A 4,124-nucleotide genomic window follows, 5' to 3' on the forward strand; every position below is an offset into this window, starting at 1 on the left:
CCGGGCGTTCACCGAAACTGTCCCTGCCCAAAAGATCGCTTAAATCAGCGCTCTCCCGCCTTCTTCACGGACGACGACTTATCGAGAGTATCGCAACGAAGTACTTTGCTTGATTGTTTAAAACGCTCTCCGCTTAGACGTGTGTGTGGGGCGAACGAAGAGTAAGTTGCGGCTGCGCCGGCGGCGGGAAAGCCATGCGCTCACGGCGTAAATTGTGCCGATGATAGCGAAAGCGATCGAGAGCAAAAAGAAGAATAGCATCGCTTGAACCTCTTAATTGTTGAAGGTGGTCTGGCTGCATGCGTGGACCGACGCGCGCAGCGCCGAATTGAGCCAGAGGCAATCTTCATACAACGTGACGTTACGTCAGGTTCAAGGTAAGCGTAGCTCTGCGGCCCTTTTGAATGGCGCTTGACGCCTATTTTGAGCGCGTGGTGTGCCGGCGCGGCTTCCATATGTCGGACAACGCATTGACAGCGGCCTCAAGCGCCTTCCGGTCGACGACGTTGGGATCGAACTGGTCCGGGCCCCAAAGGCGCATATGTTCGTGCTCCGCATGGGTGGCGTCGCTGATGGCGTCGAGGTATTCGGCATAGCCTGGCGCACCGCCGACATCTTCGGGAGGACAACGGCCAGCGGCCTCGAGCAAGAACAAAGGGCGCTGCACGAGACTCGGCCACAATCGCCGGCAGGACTTGTGGACCGGTCCGACCCAACACCGTGGCAATGCTCTCCGCCAGATCGGTCAGCACTGGTTTGCCAAACAGCATCGTCAGCGGCAGCGCTATCCCAACAGCCAGCGACAGCCGGCTCATTAGCCGCACCGCCAAGAGCGAGTGGCCGCCCAGTTCAAAGAAGTGATCGTGGCGCCCGACCCGCTCCACTCCGAGAAGCTCGGCCCAGATCTGCGCCAGCGGTCTCGATCTCGCCTTGCGGCGCCTCGTAGGCGCGGCGCGCATACGCATCGTCCTCCGGAGCCGGCAGCGCCTGGCGGTCGAGCTTGCCGTTCACCGTCAAGGGCAGCGACGCCAGCCGCACAAACGCCGCCGGCAACATGTAGTCCGGCAGGTGCGCACTTATGTGCGCGCGCAAAACGGCGGCAAGGTCGCTTCCAGCTGTCTCTTCCGAGCCGGCCTCGGGCGCGCCCACCACATAGGCCACCAGCCGCTTCTCGCCGGCGCCATCCTGTTGCGCCACCACCACCGCCCCGCGCACCATCGGGTGCCCGACAAGCCGTGCCGCGATCTCGCCCGGCTCGATGCGGAAGCCGCGGATCTTCACCTGCTCGTCGTTGCGGCCCAAAAACTCAAGATTGCCGTCCGGCAGATAGCGCGCCAGATCGCCAGTCCGGTACAGCCGGTCGCCGTCCACAAAGGGACTGGCGATGAACCGCTCCGCCGTCAGCTCCGGCCGGTTCAGATAACCGCGCGCAACACCCGCCCCGCCAATGTAAAGCTCACCAGACGCCCCAAACGGAACAGGCGCACCATGACCGTCGAGAAGGTACACCCGCGTGTTCGCAATCGGACGGCCGATATGCGGCACAGCGTTGTCGCTGAAGGGCCGTCCCGAGGTCGCCACCACCGTCCCTTCGGTAGGGCCGTAGTTGTTTATGAGCTTGAGAGCCGCTGGTAGAGACGCAGGCACACGCTGGAGACGATCCCCGCCAACAAGCAAGTACTCCAATCTGGAATTGATGAGCACATCTTCCAGCGCGAGTGTAGCCAGTGGCGTGATCAAAAAAGCAACGTCCAGCGATTGATCTCGCCACCATTGCAGCAGACGCAAGGAATCTCCTGCTGCCGCTCTGGGCGGCAGCTGCAATGTGCTGCGGTTACATAACGCAGACCATAGCTCCCACGTACTGGCATCGAATGCTAGTCCAGCCGTGAGTGCGCAGCAGGATTCTGGTTGCTGACAAAACGCTTGCACATGCCATGCTATGAGATTGACCAGGCCGCGGTTCTCGACCATGACGCCTTTTGGGGTGCCGGTTGAGCCTGAGGTGTAGATCACATAGGCGAGGTGGCGCAAACAGAGGCGATTCGCAGGCTGGTCGAGTTGGGGCTTAAGGCGAAGGTGAAATAGCTTGTGTAGCAACTACGACTGCTTGATATCGAGTCGACGGGATCTAACGCTGCCCGAAATAGAGCGGCGAAGTCAGGGACCAGAAGGCGACCTCACCAGTAGGGCGATTCTAGCGCAAAGGGGGCCTGCTATCTGGCTCCAGGAGGTTGAATAACGTGTTTTGAAATGCCACTCCGATGAAGTCGCCTCGTCGCCAGATGAGGCGGCAAGGATGGGTGGTGCGAAACTCATCGAAGGAAAGCGAAAACTCGGTCGGCAGAATCGTGAGTCCATTAAGCTGAATGCCCGCGCCTCTATTAGAGAGATCACGTACCAGGCAGGGCTCGGACGTGATGTGTCCCGGAATTGAGAGAAAAACATCTCGCCACACCGACTGCCTTTCAGTCGACCGCCGGGAACAACTCTTTTCTTCCCATTGACGTACCTTTTCTTGCAACTTCTTTAGCTCTCGGTACCGGCGCTCTAGACTCACGCTCTCCTCCGATTTTCTTGTTGGCGTTTCCCACGGGTTCAGGAATGCAACAACTGCCGCGATCGTTAGTAGAGCTATCCTCAGGTTGAGGGAATTCCGGGCAACTACCGTTCATGGCCTATCCCATAACGCCGACTGGATCAGAGCGCTTGCCCATGAAGGGTGGGCTAACATTCCCCGCCGAAAAGCAATCACCGCAATCCGATCCTGCTTCAGCTCGTACATCCACCACGCCCGCAACCATGTCGAGCGAGCACCACCCCCCAACCAGATACGCTTTGCTGTTGAGTCGCGCCTAGTGCCAGCACAGAAGGCCGCGCGCCATCTACACCTCACTGAAATGAACTCCTGCAGCGTTCGGCCGCCCACCACCGTGCCGGTGAAGGCGGCGCTGGTGAACTGGGCGGATTCAAACGGTCGTCGCAACACCCTGAAGTTGGAGGTTGCGATGAAAGTTGTAAGTCGACGTTCGGCGCGGTCAGGACGAGCGCCATTGCCATCGCCAGGCCGGCCGTCTGTGGCCGGACGCGATGAACAGAATAGATTTTGGAGGGCGATTGCCACAGGGCAGAGCAGCGAAGATGCTGCGTTTGAGGCCGGATTATCGCAACCTGTCGGAAGCAGATTGTTCCGAAAGGCAGGCGGCATGCCACCAGCGATGTTCAGATCTTCGACCAAACCTCTCTCCGGGCGCTACCTTTCACTGGCTGAACGCGAGGAGATCGCTCTTCTAAAGGTGCAGGGCCATTCCATACAGGAGATCGGGCGCCGCTTGGGGCGGGCTGCTTCGACGGTCTCCCGTGAACTGCGGCGGAACGCGGCCACCCGCGGCGGCGGATTGGAATATCGGGCAACAACTGCCCAATGGCATGCAGACCGATCTGCCCGCCGGCCCAAGCCGACCAAGCTTGCGCTCAACGCAACCTTGCGCACTTATGTGGCGGATAGACTTGCCGGCGGCGTTATAGCCCCGAACGGAGCTTATATTGCTGGCCCCGCCGTTCGGTGGAACGGCCGCCGGCATGGCCGGCGAAAGGATCGACGATGGGCCAAAGCATGGAGCCCTGAGCAGATTGCCCGACGCTTGCCGATCGACTTCCCGGACGACAAGACGATGCGCATCAGCCACGAAGCCATCTATCAGGCTCTCTTCGTACAGGGCCGCGGTGTACTACGCAGCGAGCTGACGGCCTGCTTGCGAACCGGGCGCGTGTTGCGCGTGCCCACAGCGCGCGTACGCAGGCGAGGCAAGGGCTTTGTCTCGCCGGAGATCATGATCAGTGAGCGCCCCGCTGAAGCGGCCGATCGAGCAGTGCCGGGACATTGGGAGGGAGACCTCATTCTCGGTCTTGGCAGCTCGGCGATCGGCACGTTGGTCGAGCGCACGACGCGCTTCACAATGCTACTGCACCTTCCCCGGCTGGCGGGGCATGGCGAAGTTCCACGTAAGAAGAACGGACCTGCACTCGCGGGACACGGAGCGGAAGCGTACGCATACGACGAAGACCGCCTGATTGACGCATGCGCGCGAGCACGGCGGGTTCTATGATGGCGATGCGTGACG

3 protein-coding genes and 2 pseudogenes are annotated in these 4,124 nt (G+C 60.6%); 1 reads left to right on the forward strand and 4 read right to left on the reverse strand.

Features of this window, described 5'->3' with window-relative positions; all coding sequences use genetic code 11:
* Positions 1–418: 418 nt before the first annotated feature.
* The 4 genes and pseudogenes from AC5ZFO_RS47285 to AC5ZFO_RS47300 all read right to left on the reverse strand — a co-directional run bounded on the left by AC5ZFO_RS47285 (position 419) and on the right by AC5ZFO_RS47300 (position 2,560).
* Positions 419–667, reverse strand: coding sequence for an IS1096 element passenger TnpR family protein (locus tag AC5ZFO_RS47285; protein ID WP_496124168.1), 249 nt, complete (start codon positions 665–667; stop codon positions 419–421).
* A 124-nt stretch (positions 668–791) separates the two neighbouring features.
* Positions 792–884, reverse strand: a pseudogene (locus AC5ZFO_RS47290) (phosphopantetheine-binding protein); the annotation flags it as partial.
* Positions 850–2,016 (reverse strand): amino acid adenylation domain-containing protein, encoded by a 1,167-nt coding sequence (locus tag AC5ZFO_RS47295; RefSeq protein ID WP_496124170.1) that lies wholly within the window; start codon positions 2,014–2,016, stop codon positions 850–852. The pseudogene AC5ZFO_RS47290 and the gene AC5ZFO_RS47295, both read right to left, overlap by 35 nt.
* A 181-nt stretch (positions 2,017–2,197) precedes the next feature.
* Complete coding sequence (locus AC5ZFO_RS47300; RefSeq protein ID WP_496124169.1) at positions 2,198–2,560, reverse strand: PilZ domain-containing protein; 363 nt, start codon at positions 2,558–2,560, stop codon at positions 2,198–2,200.
* 448 nt (positions 2,561–3,008) lie between these two features.
* Between AC5ZFO_RS47300 and AC5ZFO_RS47305 the strand changes: the two are divergent.
* Positions 3,009–4,049, forward strand: a pseudogene (locus tag AC5ZFO_RS47305) (IS30 family transposase); the annotation flags it as partial.
* Positions 4,050–4,124: the final 75 nt, after the last annotated feature.

The organism is Bradyrhizobium sp. Unk1 (genome assembly GCF_059512345.1).